We start from the raw sequence: 21,199 nt of genomic DNA, 5'->3' as shown, positions 1-21,199 counted from the left end.
TAATTATGAGTTAAAGTTAACAAATGATTCCCGATTTTCATCATTATTATGTTACTAGAAGGCATTGAAACATTATTGGTATTAAGTAAAGCTAAAACCATGAGTCGTACTGGTAGCTTACTCTATATTAGCCAATCCGCCGTAAGTAAACGGATAGCAAATCTAGAGAAGAAAATCGGGAAGAAACTGATTGTCCCACATGGCCGACATATCAAACTCACGCAGGATGCAGAAAATTTAATTGCTAATATTGCCCCGACCTTCAATGAGCTCAGAGGGCAAATCTATGAACAGCAAGCTGCCTGTGAAAATACCGTCATTAAATTAGACTGCTCAGAAACATTGGTTGCAGGCTATCTCGCTCCTGCACTCGGCAACTGTTTTAAGCTGGATCAACACATTAGCCTGACAACCAATCACACACCTAGAATTATTGAACATGTGCAGTCAGGAAAAGCCACCATTGGCGTATGTGCGGGTTACTTGCCACCTCATCATGGCTTGATGACATTTCACCTTATTGATGAGCCATTTTATGTGGTTAGCGCATCCCCTTTAACCACCTTACCTGATCACATCATTACGAACGACTTACAAAACCCTGCCAATACTTACCAACTGAGTGTACTGAATCAACTTGGCATCTCGCCAATTATGGAGATGGACTCTTATACCGCAGCAGCCCAATTAGCACTGGCTGACGTTGCTCCTGCGCTAGTGCCACTTTCAGTGATCAAAACTCTCAACATTCAGCGGCATTTATATCAAGATTTCAGGCAACTCAAGCCTCTCTATAGGCCTATTAACATTTGCTTGCGCGCAAACTCTTATCGAAATGAGAGGGTTAAAGCACTGATAGAAACCATTGCTGATGCTGTTCCCAAAGTAGCTTTAACGCCATTAGCATCGACATAGTAATCACAAGTGGTCGAATCCATTGCTGCCCTTTGCTTATCACAACCTTTGCGCCGAGCCTCGCTCCTAAAAAACCTCCGATAGCCATTACTAATCCAATTTCCCATATAGGTAACCCCGCGAGAATAAAAAACATCAGCGCCGCGATATTGGAGGTAAAATTCAGCACCTTAGTGCGCGCTGTAGCGTCGACAAGAGAGAAGTGGCCAAGAGCGACAAAACAAACGGTAAAGATCGAACCAGTTCCAGGACCAAAAAAGCCATCATAAAAACCAACGCCACCACCGACACAAAAAGCAAACATGGCTTCTGAGATTTTGGCCTTACCAGATTGCTCTTGAGTTTTTGGCATCAATAAAAAGTAGAGTGAGATCGCCACCAATAACAGTGGAATAAGGCTAGTTAATACACCTGCATCAATATACTGCACCACCTCAGCGCCAATAGCAGAACCGACAAAAGTGCAAACAATTGCTAAGCGCATTTCCTTGATATTGACAATGCCATTGCGCACGAAATACCAACTGGCTGAAAAACTACCAAATGAGCTTTGCAGTTTATTGGTAGCTAGTGCTTGTGTCGGCGGTACTCCTACGGCAAGCAGCGCAGGTAAAGTCAAAAGACCACCACCACCCGCCATTGCATCAATAAAACCTGCGCCTGTCGCTACCAAAAATAAAAGGGTAAGAATTTCGAAAGAGAATTCCATTTTTTAACCAATCAACAACCCAGTAGAAATAACAAACTATCATTGCCTAAAGCGCAGTAGTTAGCGAAAGCTTCGATTACAACCTATTCCTAATTTTCATCAATAAAAATTAGCATAAAAAAGCCCGCTCAAATGAGCGGGCAATGAGGTTGTCATATAGGCTCTCTTGCGAGCCTATTGATTTTTATTAAGCTTCGTTCTCAGCAACTTTCGCGTGCAGCTCTTGCACTGAAGTCACTGAAGCACAAGCATCAGCAGTGTGAGACATACAGGTTGCAAACGCTGCGTTTAGCGTTGTTGTGTAGTTCACTTTCTCTGCTAGTGCGCCGCGACGTAGAACTTTAGAGTCTTCAATCGCCTGGCGACCTGCTGCCGTATTCACGATGTAGGTGTACTCATTGTTCTTGATGCGGTCAAGAATGTGTGGACGGCCTTCGTGTACTTTGTTTACTAGACGTGGGTTGATACCCGCTTCACCTAGGATAACTGCGGTACCGTGCGTTGCGTCTAGCTGGTAACCAAGCTTCGTTAGCTTAGATGCTAGGTCAACAACGCGCTGCTTATCACCTTCACGAACAGAGAGTAGTGCACGGCCACCTTCAGGGTAGACTTTGCCACAACCAAGTTCTGCTTTCGCGTATGCTTCAGCAAACGTTGCACCCACACCCATTACCTCACCAGTAGAGCGCATTTCTGGGCCTAACAGTGGGTCAACACCTGGGAATTTGTTGAACGGTAGTACAACTTCTTTCACTGAGTAGTAAGGTGGAATGATCTCTTTAGTAAAGCCTTGCGACTCTAAAGATTGCCCAGCCATGACACGTGCTGCGATTTTCGCTAGAGGCGCACCCGTTGCTTTCGATACGAATGGAACCGTACGTGCAGCACGTGGGTTAACTTCGATTAGGTAAACCTTATCGTTTTTAACCGCGAACTGAGTGTTCATTAGGCCACGTACACCAAGCTCAAATGCTAGCTTCTCAACTTGTTCACGCATGACATCTTGGATCTCTTGGCTTAGTGTATAAGCAGGCAGTGAACATGCTGAGTCACCTGAGTGAACACCCGCCTGCTCAATGTGCTCCATAATTCCACCAATAACCACGCGCTCACCGTCACAGATAGCATCGATATCTACTTCTACCGCATCATCAAGGAAGCTATCTAGAAGCACTGGCGACTCGTTCGATACGCTCACTGCTTCATTAAAGTAGCGACGAAGATCTTGCTCGTCGTATACGATTTCCATCGCACGGCCACCCAATACGTAAGAAGGACGTACTACAAGTGGGAAGCCGATTTCACGTGATTTCTCAACAGCTTGCTCAAGTGTCGTAACTGTTGCATTTTCTGGCTGTAGTAGACCTAGACGGTCAACAGCAACTTGGAAACGCTCACGGTCTTCTGCACGGTCGATAGCATCAGGGCTAGTACCGATAATTGGTACACCAGCCGCTTCTAGAGCGCGAGCCAGTTTCAATGGCGTTTGACCACCGTACTGAACGATAACGCCTTTTGGCTTCTCAACACGAACAATAGAAAGAACATCTTCTAGAGTAACAGGCTCGAAGTACAGACGGTCTGAAGTATCGTAGTCGGTAGAAACGGTCTCAGGGTTACAGTTAACCATGATAGTTTCGTAACCATCTTCACGTAGCGCTAATGAAGCGTGTACACAGCAGTAATCAAACTCAATACCTTGACCGATACGGTTAGGACCACCGCCTAGAACCATGATTTTGTCTTTATCTGTAGGCTGTGCTTCACATTCGTCATCGTAAGATGAGTACATATAAGCAGTGTCAGAAGAGAACTCAGCCGCACATGTATCAACACGCTTGTAAACTGGGTGGATATCGTACTGGTCACGCAGACGACGAATCTCATTTTCAGAGACACCCAATAACGTAGACAGACGCGCATCAGAGAAGCCTTTACGCTTCATCTTGCGTAAAACATCTTCCGTTAAGCCTGCAAAACCACCAGCTTTGACTTGGTTTTCTAGATTAACCAGCTCTTCAATTTGAACAAGGAACCAACGGTCGATTGCCGTTAGGTTAAATACACCGTCTACTGACATACCAGCACGGAATGCATCTGCGATGTACCAAATACGCTCTGCACCCGCTTCTTTTAGCTCATGACGAATCTTTGTCAGTGCATCTGGTGCGTCTAGGTCAACCATTTCGTCAAAACCATTAGCGCCAACTTCTAGACCACGAAGTGCTTTTTGTAGTGACTCTTGTTGGTTACGGCCAATCGCCATTACCTCACCCACTGATTTCATCTGGGTAGTCAAACGGTCGTTCGCACCGGCAAATTTCTCGAAGTTAAAGCGAGGAATCTTAGTAACTACGTAATCGATAGTAGGTTCAAATGAGGCAGGAGTTGCGCCGCCAGTGATGTCGTTTTGTAGTTCGTCTAGCGTGAAGCCTACTGCCAATTTTGCTGCAATCTTCGCAATAGGGAAACCCGTTGCTTTAGATGCTAGAGCAGAAGAACGAGATACACGCGGGTTCATCTCGATGATAACCATACGGCCATCTTTCGGGTTGATACCAAACTGAACGTTTGAGCCACCCGTTTCAACACCGATTTCACGCAGTACCGCTAGCGATGCATTACGCATCAACTGATACTCTTTATCTGTCAGAGTCTGAGCTGGAGCTACTGTGATTGAGTCACCGGTGTGGATGCCCATCGGGTCGAAGTTTTCGATAGAACATACGATGATACAGTTGTCCGCTTTGTCACGAACCACTTCCATTTCGTACTCTTTCCAACCGATCAATGACTCATCGATTAGAAGCTCATTGGTTGGCGACAGATCGAGACCGCGACGACAAATCTCTTCGAACTCTTCTTTGTTATATGCAATACCACCGCCAGTACCACCCATTGTGAAAGATGGACGGATGATACATGGGAAGCCAACCATATCGAGAACGCCATAAGCTTCTTCCATGGTTTTGGCAGTATCCGCACGTGGACACTCTAAGCCGATAGACTTCATTGCCTTATCGAAACGAGAACGGTCTTCAGCTTTATCGATAGCGTCAGCAGTTGCACCGATCATTTCTACGCCGAATTCTTCTAGTACGCCGTATTTCTCTAGATCTAGAGCACAGTTAAGCGCTGTCTGACCACCCATCGTTGGTAGAACTGCATCTGGACGCTCTTTTTCGATGATCTTACGAACAACTTCCCACTGAATTGGTTCAATGTAAGTTGCATCCGCCATGTCTGGATCAGTCATGATTGTCGCAGGGTTTGAGTTTACTAGGATAACTCGGTAACCTTCTTCACGCAGTGCTTTACACGCTTGTGCGCCAGAGTAGTCAAACTCACATGCTTGACCGATAACAATCGGACCAGCACCAAGAATAAGAATACTTTGAATGTCAGTACGTTTTGGCATTATCTACTACTCCGAAATTAAGCGCTGTGTTGTTTAATTAGTTCGATAAAGTGGTCAAATAGCGGTGCTGCGTCGTGTGGACCTGGGCTCGCTTCTGGGTGACCTTGGAAGCTAAATGCTGGCTTATCAGTACGGTGGATACCTTGTAGAGAGCCGTCAAATAGCGATACGTGAGTAGCACGTAGATTTTCAGGTAGTGTTGCTTCATCGGCTGCAAAACCGTGGTTTTGAGAAGTGATCATCACAACATTACGGTCCAAATCTTTAACTGGGTGGTTTGCGCCGTGGTGACCAAACTTCATTTTCACAGTTTGTGCACCCGATGCTAACGCTAGGATTTGATGGCCAAGGCAGATACCGAAGATTGGTAGACCTTTTTCTAGGAATACTTTTGTCGCTTCAATCGCGTAAGTACATGGTTCTGGGTCACCAGGGCCGTTTGACAGGAAAACGCCATCTGGGTTTAGAGCCAACACTTCTTCTGCTGAAGTCTCAGCAGGAACAACCGTTAAGCGGCAGCCTCGGTCAACCAACATGCGCAGGATGTTGCGTTTTGCCCCGAAGTCATAGGCAACAACGTGATATGGCAACTCGCTGTCGTCTTGCGCCTCTGGAAGTCCACTCTCAAGCGTCCACGAACCTTGCTTCCATTGATACGCTTCTTTTGTTGTAACCTCTTTCGCAAGATCCATTCCTTTCAAACCAGGGAATTCTTTTGCTTTCGCTAGAGCCAAAGCTTCGTCTAGGTTGTTACCAGCTACGATGCAACCGTTCTGAGCACCTTTTTCGCGCAAGATACGAGTTAGCTTACGAGTATCAATATCTGCAATGCCGACGATGTTTTGCGACTTAAGGTAATCAGAAAGGGACTGTTCGTTACGGAAGTTAGAAGCGATAAGAGGGAGATCGCGAATCACAAGGCCTTGAGCGTGGATTGAAGAGGATTCTTCGTCTTCGGAATTGGTTCCGGTATTGCCAATGTGAGGATAAGTAAGAGTAACGATTTGCTGGGAATAGGAAGGATCAGTGAGGATTTCTTGGTACCCCGTCATCGAGGTATTAAAAACGACTTCACCAACGGATGAACCATCTGCTCCAATGGAAACACCGCGGAACACTGTCCCATCTTCTAGGACTAACAGTGCTGATTTACTCAAGACAACCTCCGGAATAAAAATGCAAAAATAATAAATTAAACTGCAAATTTGCCTTCCTTTGCGCCATAAAAAAGCGATTTTAGGTATTTTAGACAAATTGGCGGTATTCTAATTAGAGTTGTGATTTGTGTCAACAGAGACCAAAAAAATAAATTCATTTTTTATAGCCATTAGCAACAAAAGCAACTCAAGCACTTAAAAAAACAACTTTATTGATGCGACTTTGGATTTATCGGTACAAATTTATGAAATCCATATTTTCAAGCCAATCTGAGATCACACTTTTCTTCTCAAAAAGCGCGCAAACGTTATACTCAAAAAAACAAATACAACTTTTGAGGCTTACAGACAAAAAACAAAGCAAGACAGGCAAAATTACAAGCAAAAACCAAAAAATTAGCAGGAAGGATATCAGTTGGCTATACGGAATAAATTTGGAAGGAATAAAAAGCGCCGGACAAGTCCAGCGCATAATTATTTATTTATAGCTCATTTAAGTTAAGAACATCAGTCATCGTATAAAAACCTGCGGGCTTCTCTTTTAACCACACTGCCGCTTTCACCGCACCGTTTGCAAAAGTCATCCGGTCTGTCGCCTTGTGCGTCACTTCCACTCGCTCACCGATATCAACGAACATCGCCGTGTGCTCACCAACAATGTCACCCGCACGAATTGTCGCAAAACCAATTTCATCTTTTGTACGTTCACCGGTAATGCCTTCACGTGCATATACCGCTACATCACTTAGCTTGTTCCCCATTGCACCAGCAATGGCTTCTCCCATACCAATCGCCGTACCAGAAGGAGCATCAACCTTATGACGATGGTGTGCTTCGACAATCTCGATGTCACAGTAGTCACCCATGACTTTTGCTGCTTTTTCAAGAAGTTTGAAAACTAGGTTAACACCAACAGAGTAGTTAGGAGCCATAACGACAGGCACTTCTCTTGACGCATGATCAATTTGCTCTCGTTCTTGCTCGGTAAAGCCCGTCGTACCAATTACAATGCTTTTACCATGCTGTTTGCAAAGTTCGAGGTTCGCTAACGTACTTACTGGCGCAGTGAAATCAATAATGACATCAAAGCTATTGATGTCTTTTGCCAGATCATCAGTCAATACGACATCAAACTTACCTTCACCGCACAATTCACCCACATCAACACCAACCAACGATGATTCCGGACGCTCTGAACCAGCTCCAACTTGAGCATGTTCATTTAAATGTGTCGCTTTGACTAGGTTACGGCCCATACGACCCGCTGCTCCTGCAATTGCAATACGTACCATTGCACTTTCTCCGTTTTCAAATATTTGTTCTGTATTTTACTCAATAAAACTAACAGCATTCATTGTGTCTGGCTAGTGGGAGTAAGTAAGCTTAAGAAAACTCTTTTACTACTCGTTGAAGAATAGAGATATTGGCTTCAGGGAACGAATAGTTAGGCAGCTGAGAAACAGCAACCCACTCACCTTGTTGACCTTCTCGTCCGTAAGGCTCTCCGTCAAACTGAGTCACAGTAATGAAATCAAACTTAAGGGACTTATCTGGATAATCAAATTCCAAATGTTCAAATCGCTGTTGCTCGGTAGTCACAATGCCAATTTCTTCCTCAAGCTCTCGGATCATCGCTTGTTCTATCGATTCATTGTCTTCCACTTTTCCGCCTGGAAACTCCCAGAAGCCACCTTGATGTTTATCATCTGGGCGCTTGGTAATAAACACTTGCGACTTATCTTGGTTAAAAATGATTGCCGCTACGATATGAATACGTTTCATCGTAGATTCCTTCTGAATTTGACTTAAAAAAAGAGTCGCCTAAGCGACTCTTCGTTGTAATACACCGCAACAACGGTTAACAAACACGTTGCTATCGTGTGCTAGTTAATTTGACCATGACATTGTTTGTATTTCTTACCACTACCACATGGGCATGGTTCATTGCGGCCTACTTTTCGTTCGTCACGAACCATTGGTTGATGAGCGGTATCTTCTGATTCACCATCAGCCAATTGGTTTTCAGCAGAAGCGTGTTGAGCTTTCGCACGACGAGCAGCTTCTTCAGCCTGAGCTCGACGCTGTTCTTCCATTCGCTCTACTTCTTCTTGCTGCTGAACACGAACCTTCGACAAGATAGTGATAACGTCAAATTTCAATGACTCTAACAAGCCTTCAAATAGTTCAAATGACTCACGCTTGTACTCTTGTTTAGGGTTCTTTTGAGCATAACCACGTAGATGGATCCCTTGACGAAGATGGTCCATCGCAGCAAGGTGTTCTTTCCACAATGTATCTAGTGTTTGAAGCATAACGGACTTTTCAAAGTTTCGTAGCACTTGCGCGCCAACCACTTCTTCCTTAGTTTTATACACTTCAACCGCTAGGTTAATGATCTTCTCGCGTAACGCTTCTTCATATAGCTTGTCATCTTCTTCAAGCCATTGTTTCACTGGAGCTTCAAGATCAAAGTCATTCTTCAATCGATCCTGTAGACCTTCCACGTCCCACATTTCTTCCAAAGATTGTGGTGGAATGTATTCATCAATAATCGACGAAAGAACGTCTTCACGGTTTTGCTCGATCATGTCGCTAATATCATCAACAACCATTAGCTCATCACGTAGTTCATAAACTACTTTACGTTGATCATTTGCTACGTCATCGTATTCAAGCAACTGCTTACGGATATCAAAGTTACGTCCTTCAACTTTACGTTGGGCTTTTTCGATAGAGCGTGACAGCATCTTAGACTCGATGGCTTCACCTTCATCCATACCGCTCTGAATCAAGCTTGCCATGCGATCTGACGTGAAGATACGTAGTAGTGAGTCTTCCATTGAGAGATAGAAACGAGATGAACCCGCATCACCTTGACGACCCGAACGGCCACGAAGCTGATTATCAATACGACGAGATTCATGACGCTCTGTACCAATAATGTGCAGACCACCCGCTTCAAGGACCTTATCGTGAACAATTTTCCATTCAGCTTTTATGGCATCAATCTGCTCTTGAGTTGGCTCTTGTAGTGCTTCAACTTTTGCTTGCCAGCTACCGCCTAATACAATATCGGTACCACGACCAGCCATGTTGGTTGCAATCGTGACAGCACCTGGCGTACCCGCTTCAGCAACAATTTCAGCTTCGCGTTCGTGGAACTTAGCATTAAGAACGTTGTGCTTAATCTTCGCTTTCTTCAAAGCATTCGATAGTAGTTCAGATTTCTCGATAGAAACCGTACCGACTAGCGATGGTTGGCCTTTTTCGACACGTTCTTTGATGTCTTCAATAATCGCATTGAATTTCTCTGCTTCAGTGCGGTAAACCACATCTGGCATATCATTACGGATCATTGGTTTATTGGTTGGGATAACAACCGTCTCAAGACCATAAATTGACTGGAATTCAAATGCTTCAGTGTCTGCGGTACCTGTCATACCAGACAGTTTTTCGTAGAGACGGAAGTAGTTTTGGAACGTGATAGATGCAAGCGTTTGGTTTTCGTTTTGGATCTTAACGCCTTCTTTCGCTTCAACGGCTTGATGAAGACCTTCAGACCAACGACGACCCGGCATTGTACGACCTGTGTGCTCATCTACGATGACAACTTCACCTTCTTCGGTAACAATGTAGTCAACGTTCTTTTCAAACAAAACGTGAGCACGAAGAGCAGCATTCACATGATGTAATAAGCTGATATTCGTTGGTGAGTATAGGGTGTCACCCTCTTCCATCAGACCATTTTTGATCAACAGCTCTTCAACAAATTCTTGACCTGTTTCAGTCAAGTGAACTTGCTTCGACTTCTCATCCACAGTGTAGTGACCATCGCCACGGTACTCTTCTGAGTCTTCCTGATCTTGTCTTTCAAGGTGAGGAATTAAAGTATTAATGCGCGTATAAAGTTCTGAACTGTCTTCTGCTGGACCAGAAATAATAAGAGGTGTACGCGCTTCATCGATTAAGATTGAGTCCACTTCATCGACTACAGCAAAGAAGCGTTCACGTTGAACACGATCTTCAGCACGGAAAGCCATGTTGTCACGTAGATAATCGAAACCAAATTCGTTATTGGTACCGTATAAAATGTCGGCTTGATACGCTTCTTTTTTCTCTACCGGCGGCATATTTGGCACGTTTACGCCAACCGTCATCCCAAGGAATTCAAATAGTGGGCGGTTTGTCTCGGCGTCACGCTTTGCTAAGTAATCATTCACAGTAACAACGTGCACACCTTTACCTGGCAGTGCGTTCAGATATGCCGGCAATGTCGCGGTGAGCGTTTTACCTTCACCAGTACGCATCTCGGCAATCTGGCCAGCATTTAGCACCATACCACCAATAAGCTGAACGTCGAAATGGCGCATACCATATACACGCTTAGAGGCTTCACGTACTGTAGCAAAAGCTTCAGGAAGTAGCTTATCTAGTGATTCGCCTTGCTCTAAACGTTGACGAAACTCAACTGTTTTCGCTTTTAACTCTTCATCGGACAACGCTTCAAACGTCGGCTCATAATTATTAATTTCTTTAACGATTTTTCTTAGACGGCGCAATGTTCGGTCGTTGCGACTGCCAATTACCTTTGTCAGTAGCTTAGTTATCATTTGCTATGAATCTCTCTTTACTCAGATCGCTTACGATCTACTTCTATGCCTTCAGTCTCTACCAGTTTTAAACTAAGAATACTGAGATAAATCACTTACCACAGATATTGTGATGAAAACTGTTATTTTCAAGGGCAAATGTTTAAAGGTGGCCGTTAGTTTAAGGAATTTTCTTTCAAACAACCAATAGCAAACGTATTTGTTTGAACCACTTTTACTTTTTTCTCGCTTCTAGCCTCAATTTTATACAAATACAACGCTATTACGAGCCTATAACTTGGACTACAATGTGGGTATGTTTCAAGATGGGTTTATATATGAGAGATCACCGCCCAACTTTAGGGAATGATATTGTTTCAGGCTCTCAATTTGCCAAGCTGCAACAGCATGCTGAAGAGATTCTAGCAATCAATCTACTGTTAAATGAATTATTGCCACGTGGGACGGAGAAACATTGCCGAGCGGCAAATATTCGTGATGGGCAACTCATTATTGAGGTTGCTAGTGCTGCACTAAAAATGAAACTTAATTATGAAAGAATGCAGTTATTAAATCAGCTAAGAATGAAGGGATTTTCTAAACTGATCGCAATCGATATCCGGATAAACCCTGAACTCTACAAACAAGAGCAATATCCAAACAAGAAAGAGAAAACAAAGTCTAGGGAACCTATTTCAGAAAATGCGGCGGGCTACTTACGCTTAATTGCTGATTCCGCTTCACCTCGGGTAAAAAAGCGACTTGAAAGATTGGCCGATTTAGCCAAGAAAAAAAATCAATAAAAAAACCAGGCGCTATGCCTGGTTTTCTTTATCAAACTTATCGTTATGACAACACCATACTAGGGTCAGCAAAAGCAACTGGTGAACCTGCTTCTTCTTCAAACGTCGTCCACTCCCAAGCTTCTTGGTCCGCTAATACCGCTCGAAGTAATTGGTTATTCAAGCCGTGACCCGATTTATACGCGCGGAATTCACCGATAATTGGGTGACCACACATGTATAAATCACCGATTGCATCAAGCACTTTATGAGTCACAAACTCATTCTCAAAGCGTAAGCCTTCTTCATTTAGAATTCGGTAGTCATCAAGAACAATTGCACAATCAAAGCTACCACCTAAACATAGGTTTTGTGATTGTAAATATTCAATATCGCGCATAAAGCCAAACGTTCTTGCTCGAGAGATATCTTTGATAAATCCTTGAGATGAGAAGTCAAATCGCAAATGTTGTTCGTCACAATCAATCGCTGGGTGATTAAACTCAATTTCGAAATCCATTCTAAAACCGTTGAATGGCACAAACTCAGCCCATTTATCACCATCTTCAAAACGAACTGGCTTTTTAATTCGAATAAAGCGCTTAGCTGCATTTTGCTCTTCAATACCTGCTTGTTGCAGTAAGAAAACAAACGGACTAGCACTGCCATCCATGATTGGGATTTCTGGAGCATCTACTTCAATCACGGCATTGTCGATACCCATACCAGCTAGAGCTGCATTTAAGTGCTCTACAGTAGAGATACGGATTCCTTCATCATTCACGAGTGCTGTACAAAGCATCGTATCACGCACAGATTGAGGGTCTGCCGGAAAATCGACTGGCGGATTTACGTCGGTACGACGATAAACGATACCGGTGTTTGCAGCAGCAGGGCGAAGAGTTAGTGTCACTTTACGCCCAGAGTGGAGTCCCACACCAGTCGTTTTCACTATTTCTTTCAGAGTACGTTGTCTGATCATCTACTTGCCTCTTTGTAAACGCTACAAATTACGGTCGGTAATACTTACCGACCGAGAATCGTATCATAATTTTGAACAGTGTCAAATTATGGCGAAATATCAGTCTGCTTGACGACGTAAAAATGCGGGAATATCCAAATAACCGCTCTCTTTTTCTTGCTTCGGTGCAGCATTTTGATTAGTCGCTGTACCTGTAGCCGGAGAAGAAGGTTGCGTCGTCACTTGTGGTTTTTCCTGCAAAGGTTGTGCCGGTTTCTCTTCCACTTTTACTTGTGCAGCTTGCGGAATCGGTGTTTGCGTTTGTGCAGGCTGAGCAGCTGGTGCTACTTTTGCTTTTCCGCCCGCCACCAAAGTAATATCTGGTTTACGCTCATTACCAATGCCTGTAGCAACAACTGTTACGCGGATTTCATCCGCCATATCAGGATCTAGAGAAGTACCGATAACCACTGTAGCATTGTCAGATGCGAATGCTTTCACCGTATTACCTACAGTTTCAAACTCATCTAAGCGCATATCTAGACCAGCTGTAATATTCACAAGAACACCACGAGCTCCTGCAAGATCGATATCTTCTAGAAGTGGGCTAGAAATTGCCATTTCAGCAGCTTCTTCCGCACGGTCTTCACCTTTAGCAACCCCACTTCCCATCATCGCATGGCCCATTTCTGACATCACTGTTCTTACGTCAGCAAAGTCGACGTTGATCATGCCAGGGCGTGTGATTAGCTCTGCAATACCTTGCACTGCATTTTTAAGTACGTCATTCGCGCTAGCAAAAGCTTCTAGTAAGGTAATTCCGCGACCTAGCACCTTCAAAAGCTTTTCGTTAGGAATAGTAATTAGAGAGTCTACATGTTTAGACAGCTCTTCAATTCCTTGTTCAGCAAAAGCTAAACGCTTTTTACCTTCAAAGCTAAATGGCTTAGTCACAACAGCCACCGTCAAAACACCAAGTTCCTTAGCAACTTCTGCAATGACAGGAGCAGCTCCAGTACCAGTACCACCGCCCATACCAGCTGCGATAAATACCATATCGGCACCAGTTAGAACTTCTTTAATTCTATCTCTATCTTCTAGAGCAGCATCACGGCCAACTTGTGGGTTTGCACCTGCACCCAAACCTTTGGTGATATCGCCACCAATTTGAATAACTGTGTTAACGCTAGTCTTACGAAGTGCTTGTGCATCAGTATTAATGCTGATGAACTCCACGCCTTCAATGGATTCACGTACCATGTGCTCAACGGCGTTACCACCACCGCCACCAACTCCAACGACTTTAATTACCGCATCGTCAGACATTTCCATCATCGGTTCAAACATGTGTTATCTCCGTTTTTCCTGCTGCTCAGGTTAAAACTCTTTTTGAATCCAGTTACGCAAACGACCAAAAAAACTCGACATAGACTGACGCTTTGGTTCGTTATATTCGGTATCGTCATTAACTTGACTGTCTTTTGCGTAATGAAGCAAACCAACTGCCGTAGAATGATACGGCTCTTTAACATAATCGGTTAAGCCGCTTACCTCTAAAGGTTTACCAACTCTAACCTGGTTGCGGAAAACACGTTCCGCACATTCTACCAATCCTTCAATTTGAGACGCACCACCTGTGAGTACAACCCCTGCTGCAAGGTGATGTTTGATTCCATCTTCCCGCAACTTTTCTTGAACAGAATCGATAGTTTGGTTAACAAGTCCCATAAGTTCAGTGTAACGTGGCTCGATCACTTCTGACAGTGTCTGACGTTGTAAACTTCGTGATGGTCTTCCACCAACACTAGGTACATTAACCGTATCATCCTTGCTCACCAATTCACTCAGTGCACATCCGTACTTCACTTTAATTTCTTCAGCATCACTTACTGGTGTACCAAAAGCGAAGGCAATGTCACTGGTAACGGCATTTCCGGCGTATGAAAAAACTTCTGTGTGACGTAGAGCTCCACCAGTCCAAATCGCTACATCCATGGTACCTGCACCGATATCTACAACACAAACGCCTAACTCACGTTCATCCTCTGTTATCACTGCATTACTTGCAGCTAACCCAGAATAAACAAGTTGTTCTACTTTAAGACCGCAACGCTCTACAGCCTTAATAATGTTTCTTGCCATATCATTATGACAAGAAATGAGGTGTACGCTGACTTCCATGCGTACTCCTGATAAACCTAGCGGATTTTTAATCCCTTCTTGGTAGTCAATGGTAAATTCCTGAGGAATTACGTGCAGAATGCGCTGTTCATCACCAATTTTGATAGACTTTGCGGTGTGAATTGCACGATCCATATCGTCCTGAGACACTTCTTCATCAGAGACAGTTCCCATACCTTTCTCTATGCGGCTCGCAATATGGCGACCGGATAATGAAAGAAATACGTTACTAATACGGCACTCAGCCATTAGCTCCGCTTGATCAACGGCACGTTGAACCGATTTTACAACCGATTCTAGGTCATTTACGCCACCTTTATCCATGCCTCGAGATGGGCTCGTACCAGCACCAATAATATTAATTTGACCATCTGGTAGGACTTCACCTACCAGAGCAGATACGGTGGCAGTGCCTATATCAAGACCAACAATAATGTTGTCATCTGCGGTCTTAGTCATCTGATTTCTCTTGTTCTAATTCTTCTTTAGGGAACCAGCCTACTGCCGCCCCTGTATCATATCTGAGGTCTATGTAGCTTATCTTTTCAGTATCACTACCTAGTTTTCTATATAGCTCGACAAATCGTTCGATTCTTTCATCTAGAGACTCTTTGCCTAATTCAAGACGAATACCGTTATCCAATATAATTTGCCAAGCTCGCCGCTCGTTTAAAACCAACGACGTAATTTTAAGATTCAGTGCGCCAAATTTAGGTATGAGTTCTCGCCATACCGTCATCACGTTATGACTTGTACCTTCAGGGCCATACAATTTAACCCTGTCTCCCTCTAGTTGGCCAATGTCACCATCAAATACAACGCCTTTCTCGTTTAACATCGAGTTACCGTTCCAAATTGCTTCGGCGTGGTACTCGGTAAGAAAGATTTTAATTGTATCTGGCCACTGTTTTCGAATAGAAGCATGGGCGACCCAAGGAATGGACTGAACCGTTGTTTGAAGCACATTAATATCTTGAGACATAAAGGTGCCAACGTGTTCTAACCGTGCAAATGCCCGCTGGACATCTAACGCAGTTACATATTCCAAATTCCCCTGAAGCACTATCTTAGATAAAGGGAGACGCTGATCATCCCACATCCACGATAGTGTTGAGTAAAGAATGGAGCCAACCAACAACAAAACCACCAATAAAAAGCTTCCGCCAACAGCATGTTGCTTTACTAGTGGTGTATTGCGTAAACGACGGCTTTCATTAAGTACAGATTGAATCAAAGTCCGTTGTCCTTGCTAATTGCTCGCAATTCTCATCCCTATTTCTTTTCTTAATAGAGGCAAATGCACTTATTTCAACCTTCGGATTATACTGGGGTCAAGGAAAGTATCAAACATTGAAAGTGAGAAATCATCATTTAAACACAATAAATTAGTCAAAAATCAGAGTTCTCACACTTGCGTTATGCATCTAGCATGGCATCGATGTTCAATTCGAATGCGGCAAGCTGCTTCGCTACTTTGCCAACATCCCCTGCTCCTTGGGTTAGCACTAAGTCACCATCTTGTAAAACATTTGCCAGAACTGCAGGAAGCGACTTGCTGTCTGGTACAAAAATTGGGTCTAGCTTTCCTCTACTGCGAATAGTCCGACATAACGCTCGACCATCAGCTCCGGCAATAGGTGCCTCACCAGCAGCGTAAACATCAAGCATGATAAGTACATCGACTTGCTCAAGTACATTGGCAAAATCATCGTACAAATCACGCGTTCGACTGTATCGATGAGGCTGGAAGATCATAACCAAGCGTTTATCTTCCCAACCACTTCTGGCTGCATGAATTGTCACATCCACCTCTGTAGGATGATGACCATAATCATCCACTAACATGGCTTGCCCACGACCTGTTTCAAATTCACCTAAATGATCAAATCGGCGTCCAGTTCCCTGAGTTCCTGCCATTGCTGCAAGGATAGCTTCATCACTAATATCATCCTCAGTCGCGACAGCAATTGCTGCAGAGGCATTCAATGCATTATGGCGACCAGGTATGTTAAGCGTAATATCTAAATTCGCTTTACCTTCACGGACAACTGTAAACTTACCTTGCTGACCCTCTTGACGATAATTCTCAATACGAACATCTGCATCATCGGAGAAACCGTAGGTAATGACTTGACGACTAATACGTGGGATTAGGTTACGAACAACCTCATCATCAATACAAACAATCGCCTGACCGTAGAAAGGCAAGTTATGTAGAAAATCAACAAACGTTTGTTTTAACGTTTCAAAATCACCGCCATAAGTATCCATATGATCGGCTTCGATATTCGTTACGATGCTGACCATAGGTTGTAAATGTAAGAATGACGCATCACTCTCATCGGCTTCCGCAATCAAAATGCGGCTAGAACCTAAACGAGCATTGGTACCCGCACTTTTAACTAAACCACCATTAACAAAGGTAGGATCTAATCCTGCTTCAGAGTAAATCTGAGTCACTAACGCTGTTGTCGTCGTTTTGCCATGTGTACCTGCAACGGCAATACCATGACGGAAACGCATCAACTCAGCTAACATCTCAGCTCGGCGCACAACGGGAATACGTGCTTCTCGCGCTGCCATAATTTCCGGGTTCTCTTCATTAATAGCAGTAGAAACAACAACAACGCTCGCACGTTCAACATTTTCAGCCTGATGACCAATGAAAACTTGTGCACCTTTGCTGACTAAACGCTCTGTGACGGCATTTTCCGCGATATCAGAACCTGTGATCTGATATCCTTCATTTAATAAAACCTCGGCAATACCACTCATACCAGCACCGCCGATGCCAATAAAGTGAATGCATTTAACACGACGCATTTCTGGCACCATCGCGCGAATTTGAGCAAGATTTTGAGTATGTTGAACAGTCATAAAATTTCTCGTTATTTGGTCAGCGCTACGATGGCGTCAGCCACGACGTCGTCAGCGTTCAGTTTTGCAGCAGCTCGAGCTTTAATTGCCATCTCTAGCAATTCGTCACGTGTAAGGTTCTTAATTTGATTGGCCAGTTTGTCGACCGTTAGCTCTGGTTGCTCTATCATTTTTGCGGCGCCACATTCTACTAGGTGATCAGCATTTAGTGCTTGCTGCCTATCTTTGTGCATGAATGGAATAAAAATGGAACCAACTCCAGCTGCCGACGTTTCCGATACAGTTAGCGCCCCCGAGCGACAAACCAATAGATCAGCCCAGTGATAGGCTTCTGCAACATCATTAATGAACTCTGTTACCTCTGCATGCTCAAACCCAGCATTATGGTAAGCCTGCTCGACTTCATTTTGGTTATTTTTTCCTGCTTGATGACGAATTTGATAGTTTTCACCAAGTAATGCAGCAACTTCTGGCAGCGTTCGGTTAAGGATTTGAGCGCCTTGGCTTCCCCCCATCACCAAAATGCGAATCGCCCCATTTCTGTCAGACATACGAACCGTTGGGTCAGATATAGCAACGACATCTTCTCTTACTGGGTTACCGACGACCTCTGCATCGGTAAACGCCCCAGGAAATGCTTGAAAAACACGCTTAGCAATTTTCGCTAACCACTGATTTGTAAGGCCAGCAACCGCGTTTTGTTCATGCAGTACAACCGGAATACCTAAGGTCCAAGCAGCAATTCCCCCGGGACCACTGACGTACCCCCCCATACCTAACACTGCATCGGGCTGATAGTTTTTAAGATGTTTACGGGCCTGCAATACCGCGTTGATGATCTGAAACGGTGCTTTTAAAAGTCTGATCATCCCCATTCCTCTTAGGCCTTTGACTTGGATGAAATCTATGTCAATACCATGTTGAGGGACGAGTTGAGCTTCCATACGATCCGCTGTACCCAGCCAGCGAATTTGCCACCCTTGTTTTTGTAACTTTTTGGCTACAGCTAAGCCAGGAAAAACATGTCCTCCCGTACCACCAGCCATTACCATTAATTTTTTACTGTTTGTCATCTGTATCTATAGTTTGTAATTCTTTCTTAGAGTCGGCTATACGACACTCATGATCGATTCTCAGTAATATCGAAACAGCAACCGACATAATAATTAAGCTCGAGCCACCATAACTGATCAAAGGCAATGTTAAGCCTTTTGTAGGTACGATACCGGCTGCTGCCCCCACATTTACTAAGGTTTGGAAGGCAAACCAAATACCAATACCAAACGCTAGGTAGCCACCAAAAAGCTGTTGATGCTCAAAAGCCTTTCGACCAATTGCAATCGCCTTTAGCACTAGGCTGAAAATTAAAATAAGGACCAGCACAACACCAATAAAGCCCAGCTCTTCAGCTAGTACAGCAAAGACGAAGTCGGTATGCGCTTCAGGCAGATATTCCAATTTTTGAACGGAGTTACCTAAACCTTGGCCTAACCATTCCCCACGACCAAAAGCCATTAATGATTGTGTTAACTGGTAGCCGCTGCCAAATGGATCTTCCCATGGGTCCAAAAATGAAGTGACTCGGCGCATCCGATAGGGCTCAATTAAGATAAGGCCAACAACGGCTGCGATACCGACCACCATTAAAGCAAGAAACTGAGTGAGCTTTGCCCCTGCAATGAACAGCATTCCAAACAGGGTAACAAGCATTACGATCACTGTACCTAAATCCGGCTGAAGCAAAAGTAAGCTGGCTAGTGTACCGAATACCATGATGGGTTTAATGAAACCACCAAAAAAGGTAGCACGAACTTCATCATTTTTACGTACTAAATAACCGGACATAAAAATAAATAATGAAAGCTTAGCGACCTCTGCTGGTTGCAGGTTGAATAAGCCAAGTGGGATCCAACGTGATGCACCGTTAACAGATTTACCCGCAACAAGTACGACAACCAAAAGCCCAACAGACACAACAAGCAGTGCTGAACTGTATTGCATCCAGCGTTTCATTGGCACCTGCATGATGATGGCTGACGTAGAAATTGCTAAAACTAAAAAGATAGCGTGGCGGAACATGAAGTGAAATGGTTGGTCCGTCAAACGTGAACTAATAGGAAATGAAGCAGATGTCACCATGACGAGACCAGTTAGCATCAAACCAAGTGATATCCAGACTAACTGGCGATCAAATAATGCTTGAGGAGCTGGGCGTGTAAACCATCCTTTTACACCAGAGATGGAATTGTGAATCTGCATATTTCTGTATTCTTATCGGTTACGCATAGTGTTGGGCCAGTTGGGTAAATGCATCCCCTCGAGCCATAAAGTTGGCAAACTGATCGAAGCTAGCGCATGCTGGTGAAAGCATCACAATATCACTAGGCTTTAGCTCCGATGAAATAGCTTTGATGACTTGTTCCATCGTTTTAAATTGCTTCGCAGATGAATGCAAAGGCATAAAACGCTCACCATCACGACCAAAACAGCAAAGCTCTACATCTAACTCAGCTAACACAGGAGCAAGCTCAGAAAAATCTGCACCTTTACCATCACCACCAACCAACAAATACAACTTGCCGGAACAACGCAAGCCAGAAAGTGCTGCCAATGTACTTGCTACATTCGTCGCTTTAGAATCATTTACCCATTTTATACCGCGATTATCCGCAACCACTTGGCAACGATGTGTCAAACCGTTGTAAGATTTCAATGCATCCAAACCTTTGCGATAATCCACACCAGCTTGGCGAAGTAGCGCTAACACAACCAAAGCATTAGCGACATTGTGGCGCCCAACAAGACTCAAAGCGTCCGAGGTAAGGACAGGCGAGTCATGATCGCAAAGATATTCCACACCTTCAATTTCCTTAACCCCAAAGTCAGCACTCGTGGTTAAACCAAACGAAATCACCGGTCTTTTATCATCAGGATAAGTTGCTTGATCAGCTTGGTTAACAATGCAGCACTCAGCATGTTCAAAAATTCTTAGTTTGGCTTGACGGTAGTCTTCCATGCCATCATATCGGTCCATATGATCTTCTGAAAGATTAAGAAAAGCGGCTGCTTTCAATTTCAGGCTCGACGTTGTTTCAAGCTGAAAACTAGATAACTCAAGCACATACAGATCGGCTGATTGCTCCAGTAAATCCAATGCAGGAACACCAATATTTCCACCAACACCAACGCTCAAACCAGCCGCTTTGGCCGCGACTCCGGTCAGGTCCGTCACCGTACTCTTTCCATTCGAACCGGTAATCGCAATAACAGGTTTATCAACAGCCCATGCAAAAAGCTCAATATCTCCAATCACTGGAATACCAGCTTGGATAGCACGTTGAATCTCAGGAGTAGCGAGAGCAATACCGGGGTTCGCAACAATTAGATCAGCTTGTTGCAACCATTCCTGCTTCCACCCACCGCTGTGCAGTTCTACCTCGGTCGGCAATTGTTCTGCGCCTGGCGGCTGCGGGCGAGTATCAATTACTTTAATTGATAAACTGTGCGGTAATTTTGTTAAATGCTTAACGACAGAGAGCCCGGTAATACCGAGCCCTACAACAACAACCTTATTTATATTACGCCAATGTTCCATGCCTGTTATCTCTTT

General features: G+C 44.1%; 16 protein-coding genes. 2 read left to right on the top strand and 14 right to left on the bottom strand.

Annotation, left to right across the window (positions count from 1 at the left end; translation table 11 throughout):
* The first annotated feature begins 48 nt into the window (after positions 1-48).
* A complete protein-coding gene (locus tag ACQEXU_RS04925; protein ID WP_427009908.1) occupies positions 49-915 on the top strand; it encodes a LysR family transcriptional regulator in 867 nt (288 codons plus the stop codon).
* On the opposite strand, the gene ACQEXU_RS04920 is transcribed toward ACQEXU_RS04925, so the two are convergent.
* The 6 genes from ACQEXU_RS04920 to secA form a co-directional block, all read right to left on the bottom strand.
* The gene (locus ACQEXU_RS04920; RefSeq protein WP_427009907.1) at positions 845-1,624 is read right to left on the bottom strand and encodes a TSUP family transporter; all 780 of its coding nucleotides are present in this window, start codon (positions 1,622-1,624) and stop codon (positions 845-847) included. The two genes, ACQEXU_RS04925 and ACQEXU_RS04920, sit on opposite strands and share 71 nt — an antisense overlap.
* A gap of 187 nt (positions 1,625-1,811) precedes the next feature.
* Entirely contained in the window at positions 1,812-5,042 is a 3,231-nt protein-coding gene (carB, locus tag ACQEXU_RS04915; RefSeq protein WP_427009906.1) for a carbamoyl-phosphate synthase large subunit, read from the bottom strand.
* Positions 5,043-5,059: 17 nt separating this feature from the next.
* Positions 5,060-6,199, bottom strand: a complete 1,140-nt coding sequence (gene carA / locus ACQEXU_RS04910; protein WP_367987216.1) for a glutamine-hydrolyzing carbamoyl-phosphate synthase small subunit — start codon at positions 6,197-6,199, stop codon at positions 5,060-5,062.
* Positions 6,200-6,681: 482 nt separating this feature from the next.
* Positions 6,682-7,491, bottom strand: coding sequence for a 4-hydroxy-tetrahydrodipicolinate reductase (gene dapB, locus ACQEXU_RS04905; RefSeq protein ID WP_427009905.1), 810 nt, complete (start codon positions 7,489-7,491; stop codon positions 6,682-6,684).
* 91 nt (positions 7,492-7,582) lie between these two features.
* Positions 7,583-7,981 carry an 8-oxo-dGTP diphosphatase MutT gene (mutT, locus tag ACQEXU_RS04900; RefSeq protein WP_427009904.1) on the bottom strand — a complete coding sequence of 133 codons (399 nt, stop codon included), beginning with the start codon at positions 7,979-7,981 and terminating at the stop codon, positions 7,583-7,585.
* Positions 7,982-8,082: 101 nt separating this feature from the next.
* Positions 8,083-10,809 carry a preprotein translocase subunit SecA gene (gene secA, locus ACQEXU_RS04895; protein ID WP_427009903.1) on the bottom strand — a complete coding sequence of 909 codons (2,727 nt, stop codon included), beginning with the start codon at positions 10,807-10,809 and terminating at the stop codon, positions 8,083-8,085.
* A gap of 317 nt (positions 10,810-11,126) precedes the next feature.
* On the opposite strand from secA, the gene ACQEXU_RS04890 reads away from it, so the two are divergent.
* A complete protein-coding gene (locus ACQEXU_RS04890; protein ID WP_427009902.1) occupies positions 11,127-11,591 on the top strand; it encodes a DUF721 domain-containing protein in 465 nt (154 codons plus the stop codon).
* A gap of 43 nt (positions 11,592-11,634) precedes the next feature.
* Here the strand turns inward: ACQEXU_RS04890 and lpxC are convergent, their stop codons facing one another.
* From lpxC to murD, 8 genes are all read right to left on the bottom strand, one after another.
* A complete protein-coding gene (lpxC, locus tag ACQEXU_RS04885; protein ID WP_427009901.1) occupies positions 11,635-12,552 on the bottom strand; it encodes a UDP-3-O-acyl-N-acetylglucosamine deacetylase in 918 nt (305 codons plus the stop codon).
* Positions 12,553-12,651: 99 nt separating this feature from the next.
* Positions 12,652-13,878 carry a cell division protein FtsZ gene (gene ftsZ, locus ACQEXU_RS04880; protein WP_367987222.1) on the bottom strand — a complete coding sequence of 409 codons (1,227 nt, stop codon included), beginning with the start codon at positions 13,876-13,878 and terminating at the stop codon, positions 12,652-12,654.
* Positions 13,879-13,908: 30 nt separating this feature from the next.
* The gene (ftsA, locus tag ACQEXU_RS04875; RefSeq protein WP_367987223.1) at positions 13,909-15,171 is read right to left on the bottom strand and encodes a cell division protein FtsA; all 1,263 of its coding nucleotides are present in this window, start codon (positions 15,169-15,171) and stop codon (positions 13,909-13,911) included.
* Complete coding sequence (locus ACQEXU_RS04870; protein ID WP_367987224.1) at positions 15,164-15,946, bottom strand: cell division protein FtsQ/DivIB; 783 nt, start codon at positions 15,944-15,946, stop codon at positions 15,164-15,166. The genes ftsA and ACQEXU_RS04870 overlap by 8 nt, the downstream gene beginning before the upstream one ends.
* Positions 15,947-16,128: 182 nt before the next feature.
* Positions 16,129-17,589, bottom strand: a complete 1,461-nt coding sequence (murC, locus tag ACQEXU_RS04865) for a UDP-N-acetylmuramate--L-alanine ligase (protein ID WP_367987225.1) — start codon at positions 17,587-17,589, stop codon at positions 16,129-16,131.
* Between the two features lie 11 nt (positions 17,590-17,600).
* Positions 17,601-18,641, bottom strand: coding sequence for an undecaprenyldiphospho-muramoylpentapeptide beta-N-acetylglucosaminyltransferase (gene murG / locus ACQEXU_RS04860; protein ID WP_427010076.1), 1,041 nt, complete (start codon positions 18,639-18,641; stop codon positions 17,601-17,603).
* A gap of 7 nt (positions 18,642-18,648) precedes the next feature.
* Positions 18,649-19,848, bottom strand: a complete 1,200-nt coding sequence (gene ftsW, locus ACQEXU_RS04855; RefSeq protein WP_367987226.1) for a cell division protein FtsW — start codon at positions 19,846-19,848, stop codon at positions 18,649-18,651.
* 19 nt (positions 19,849-19,867) lie between these two features.
* Positions 19,868-21,184, bottom strand: a complete 1,317-nt coding sequence (gene murD, locus ACQEXU_RS04850; RefSeq protein ID WP_427009900.1) for a UDP-N-acetylmuramoyl-L-alanine--D-glutamate ligase — start codon at positions 21,182-21,184, stop codon at positions 19,868-19,870.
* Positions 21,185-21,199 lie beyond the last annotated feature (15 nt).

It is taken from the genome of Vibrio sp. TRT 21S02 (genome assembly GCF_050113675.1).
In the GTDB taxonomy this organism is placed as follows: Bacteria; Pseudomonadota; Gammaproteobacteria; order Enterobacterales; family Vibrionaceae; genus Vibrio.
The sequence above is the reverse complement of the archived record's forward strand: the minus strand, read 5'-3'. Positions and strand labels throughout refer to the sequence as shown.